This is a genomic window from Komagataeibacter kakiaceti JCM 25156, from assembly GCF_000613305.1.
In genome coordinates this window covers 1-4,662 of sequence record NZ_BAIO01000162.1, presented here as the reverse complement: position 1 = coordinate 4,662, position 4,662 = coordinate 1, and the positions used below count along the sequence as shown (strand labels likewise).

2 protein-coding genes and 3 pseudogenes are annotated in these 4,662 nt (G+C 62.6%); 1 reads left to right on the top strand and 4 read right to left on the bottom strand.

The window, feature by feature from the left end; translation table 11 throughout:
- From JCM25156_RS09620 to JCM25156_RS23170, 4 genes and pseudogenes are all read right to left on the bottom strand, one after another.
- On the bottom strand, positions 1-613 hold a 613-nt coding region (locus tag JCM25156_RS09620), incomplete at its 3' end, for an FGGY family carbohydrate kinase (RefSeq protein WP_025812903.1).
- A gap of 377 nt (positions 614-990) precedes the next feature.
- Positions 991-2,139, bottom strand: coding sequence for an acetoin dehydrogenase dihydrolipoyllysine-residue acetyltransferase subunit (locus JCM25156_RS09615; protein WP_025812902.1), 1,149 nt, complete (start codon positions 2,137-2,139; stop codon positions 991-993).
- A 1-nt stretch (position 2,140) separates the two neighbouring features.
- Positions 2,141-3,167, bottom strand: a pseudogene (locus JCM25156_RS23175) (alpha-ketoacid dehydrogenase subunit beta).
- A gap of 32 nt (positions 3,168-3,199) precedes the next feature.
- A pseudogene (locus JCM25156_RS23170) lies at positions 3,200-4,163 on the bottom strand (thiamine pyrophosphate-dependent dehydrogenase E1 component subunit alpha).
- Positions 4,164-4,386: 223 nt separating this feature from the next.
- On the opposite strand from JCM25156_RS23170, the pseudogene JCM25156_RS23165 reads away from it, so the two are divergent.
- A pseudogene (locus JCM25156_RS23165) lies at positions 4,387-4,662 on the top strand (sigma-54-dependent Fis family transcriptional regulator); the annotation flags it as partial.

Below are 4,662 nucleotides of genomic sequence, written 5' to 3'. Positions count from 1 at the left end.
CCAGCGCGGGCATGGCGTCACGGGCAAGTTCCGTTGCTGCAAGGGCCGCGTCCGACCACTGCCGCACCCCCACGTCAAGCCACAGGGAGCCGGAGGCATCGGACATGTCCTCGATCATCTCGCCCGTCATGCGGTAACGCAGCCACGCCTTGGGCAGCAGGACATGGCGGGTGGCGCGGAAAATATCCGGCTCGTTACGCGCCACCCATATCAGCTTGGGGGCCGTGAAACCCGGCATGGCCATATTGCCACAGACCTGCCGGCTCAGGGGAAACCGGTGTTCAAACACATGGCACTGCGCGGCGGCGCGCACGTCGTTCCACAGGATGCACGGACGCAGCACATCCCCGTTACGCCCCAGAAGAACCGCGCCGTGCTGCTGCCCGGACAGGCCGATGCCCTTTACCGCCGCCATCTCACGCGGGTGGGCGTGGGCAAGGGCGTCCATCGCGGCCAGCAGGCCGGTCCACCAGTCCTCCGGTTCCTGCTCGTTCCAGCCGGGCCGGGGAGAACTGACACGTAACGGACTGGCATGGCTCCCGACAACCTGCTGGCTGTCATCCACCAGAACGGCCTTCAGGGCCGAAGTCCCCAGATCGATTCCGACAAACATTATTATTCCCATGCCATGACTGGTGGTCCAGTCGGGTCTTTTCTGCTTTGCCGCGTTCCTTGATTACATGGGCGCAGGCGCGGGGCGGACAGAAAAAACAAATAAAACCTGAAAAACAATTCTAGATTATCGAATGGAAATTATTTACACTAAATTCCGCTTCATGTGCTTCACAATTACTTATTTTATATTTGAAAACGAAGATGCAACCTTTTGAAGATTTTTGAAAAAAGCATCACCAAAAACACTCTCCTGCTGCATGGACACTTCATGTGCGCGCTTTTCAGGATGCGAAGGCATGACAGCCCGATAGACAAAGGGGAGAGGCCACCATCCCCTCCCCCTTTGCCATTGCCGGGATGAATATGGCCAGCCCGTCAGGCCGTTTTTACGAGATCCGGGCTTTTGATAAAGTCGGTGACAATCGTGTTGACCTGACTGGCGGCTTCAAGCTGCGGCATATGCCCGATATCGGGCAGGATGTGCCGCGCAATACGGGCGGGCAGGCCGTCCGCCCCGGCCACGGGCAGGATTTCGTCCTCATGCCCCCATATCAGGGTTATGGGCAGGTCGGCGGCTTCCACGACCGGGCGCAGGTCATCCCCCTGCCTACCATTGGGGAAGCACGCGGCCGAGACGGTGCGCAGGGCCGCCTCCGCCCCGTCAAGGCGCTTGTACCGCAACACGTCATCCGCCATGCGCCGCCCGATGAGGGATTTGTCATGCACCAGATATTTCAGCACATCCTGCAACGTGCGCACGCGGTCGGCCTCGATAAAGCCATTGATGAATTCCATGTTGATCTGCGGCCCCATCCCCGCCGGGGCGATGAGCGTAAGCGAGGCCACGCTCTGCGGCGCCATGTGCGCCAGTGTCAGCGCAATGCCGCCGCCCAGCGAATGACCGAGAACATGCACGCGCCCCAGTTTGAGATGGGCCAGAAGCTGCGCCGTGACCTCCGCGAAGAAAGCCAGCGTGCCCGGCCCGACATTCTTGGATGACCCCCCATGCCCCGGCAGGTCGAAGGCGATGACACGCCGCCCCTGCGCCAGCGCGGCGTGGTTGAGCATCCAGTTCTTCAGGTCGCCGCCAAAACCGTGAATGAGGATGAGAGGCGTCTCCTCCCCCTCGCCCCGGTCATGCACGCGCAGGGTGTGACTGCCCACCGTCATCATGACCGGCTCATCCGCCGGGGCCTGCGTGGCCGCATCGCCAGCCGTGGCGGCGAAATCCGCCTGGAAACGGGAGATGAACGCATCAATATCCGCATCGGAAACCGCCGCGTCCGCGACCACGGCAATCAGCGCGCCGACGGGCAGCGTCTCCCCATTCGCCGCGACCTGCCGGCGCAGCCTGCCGGCTACGGGGCTTTCAAAGGTGTTGGTGATCTTGCTGGTCTCGATATCAACCAGTTCATCGCCGGTCTTTATGTCCGTATCCGGCGCGACCATCCATCCGGCAATCTTGCCTTCGGTCATGGCCAGGCCGAATTTGGGCATGGTAATAGGGGTGATGTCCTGAGCCATATCAGACTTTCTCCACTACACGATGGTTCATGGTGGCGGTGACCGCCGCCTCGATCTTTTCCACACTGCAGGTAAAGCGTTTCCAGCACCGTGGCGAACGGCACCGGCGTATGGGGGGGCACCACGCGGCGGATGGGCGCGCGCAGGGTATCGAACGCTTCTTCCGCCACCAGGGCCGCGACATCGGTGGCCATGTTGCAGCGCGGGCTTGATTCGTCAACAATGACAAGCCTGCCGGTATCCGCCACGCATTCCAGGATCGTTTCCCGGTCGAGCGGGGACGTGGTGCGCGGATCGATGACCGTGCAGCTTATTCCCTTCCGATCCAGCCGGTCGGCTGCCTGATTGGCCAGCCCCACCATGCGGCCGAAGGCGACGATGGTGACATCGTTCCCCTCCCGCGTCAGATTCGCTTCCCCCAGCGGGATGGTATAGGCCTCGTCGGGCACTTCCTCCTCGTCATCATACATCACCTTGTTTTCAAGGAAGATGACGGGATCGTCGTCGCGGATGGCTGAAATCAGCAGGCCCTTGGCTTCATAGGGGGAGGAGGGCACGACAACCTTCAGCCCCGGAATATGGGTGAACAGCGGATACAGCGCCTGGCTGTGCTGGGCGGCGGCGTTGAAGCCCGCGCCGTACATGGCGCGGATGACCAGCGGCGTGCGCGCCTTGCCGCCGAACATGTACCGGAACTTCGCGGCCTGGTTCATGATCTGGTCAAGACAGCTCCCGACAAAATCGACAAACATCAGTTCCGCCACCGGCCGCAGCCCGGTTACCGCCGCACCGGCGGCCGCGCCGATATAGGAGGCTTCGGTAATGGGGGTGTCGAGAACGCGGGTATCGCCAAATTCCTCCAGCAATCCCTTGGTCACGCCCAGAACGCCGCCCCATGCGTCCGTTATGCCCGCCGAGCCACCGCGCCCACCGGCCACGTCCTCACCCATCAGGACCACGGTGGGGTCACGGCGCATTTCCTGGCGCAGGGCCTCGTTAATGGCCTGACGAAAGCTTTTCTTGCTCATTGTTCGCTTCTTTCGTTCCTGAAGGGATAGGATCAGTACCGGACATACACGTCGGCCAGAAGGTCGGGCGCCTGCGGTAGCGGATCATCCTTGGCTTTCATGACGGCGGCCTCGATCTCGTCCGCCACGGCGGCATCGATTTCATCAAGCACGCTGGCGTCAAGCAGGGCCGCCTGCGTCACGCGGTCCCGGAACAGCTTGAGACAGTCATGCTCGCTCCGGGCCTTCGCCACTTCATCGGCGGCGCGGTAGGTCATGGCGTCCCCTTCAAAATGGCCGTACCAGCGTGTCAGGTGGACATGCAGCATGACCGGCCCCCTGCCCTCGCGCGCATGGGCAATCGCCTCGCCCGCCGCCTGATGGACGGCGAAGTAATCCGACCCGTCGCATTCGATATACGGCATGCCAAACCCCGCCGCGCGCGCTGCTGGGTGCCCGCGCAGGCGTAGGAGGAACTCGTGGCCTCGCCATAGCCATTGTCCTCCACCACAAAAACGGCGGGCAGCCGCCAGACCATGGCGAGGTTGAGGCTTTCGAGCGTCGTGCCTTCGTTGGATGCGCCATCGCCGTAAAAGGCGACGGCAACCCCGCCATCCCCCAGGGTCTTGTGCGACAGCGCCGCGCCACAGATCAGCGGCGGGCCACCGCCCACGATGCCATTGGCCCCCAGCATGCCGCATGTCAGGTCGGCTATGTGCATCGAGCCGCCCTTGCCCCGCATACGCCGGTGCTGCGCCCGTAAATTTCGGACATCATGCCGCCAACTTCCACGCCCTTGGCAATGCAGTGGCCATGGCCGCGATGGGTGCTGGCGATGGTGTCATTATCTGTAAGATTGGCGCACACCCCCACGGCGGAGGCTTCCTCGCCGCAATAAAGGTGGACGAAACCGGGAATTTCGCCGGTTGCGAATTCAACATGCAGACGCTCTTCAAACATGCGGATGGTGCGCATGGCCCGGTACGAGCGCAGCAGCGTTTCACGCGCTATTTGCATGGGTATTTCCCCTGTTCCTTACTGGTCCCGCCCATTGGGCACACGGGGTGCGGGCGGGTACCCACGCAGCACACACCGGCATGGAAGGGCCGGGCAAGAACGGCCTGCCAGCTTTCACACCCATGTGACGCAGACCGTACGAAGTGTCGCGAAACCGCGACACATGGCCGGGAGTTTACGCGCCACTCCCTACGCAAACAGCACCAGAAAAAAGATAAAGAACATGCTGCGTACCGCGCGTTTCCTGTCCCCCGCCCCATCCGGTCCGCCCACGCTTCACGGTGGGCTGGAAGCCTCATGGCGGCGATGCCGACAGGATTATGGCCTCGACCCCGCGACACCCGCGCTGCCCGACATGCTGTCCGGCGCGGAACTGCGCCAGTGCTGCCAGCGGATGGGGCGGATCCTGCATTTCGCGGGGCCGGAAATGGACCGGGCCTACGCGGCGGTGGAATCCGTGGGGTACAGCATCATGCTGTCCAATGCCGGTGGGGTCGTG

What these genes read in the sequence shown, in the direction of transcription:
- JCM25156_RS09615 (WP_025812902.1), bottom strand. Translation starts at nt 2,139, where the DNA reads ATGGCTCAGGACATCACCCCTATTACCATGCCCAAATTCGGCCTGGCC.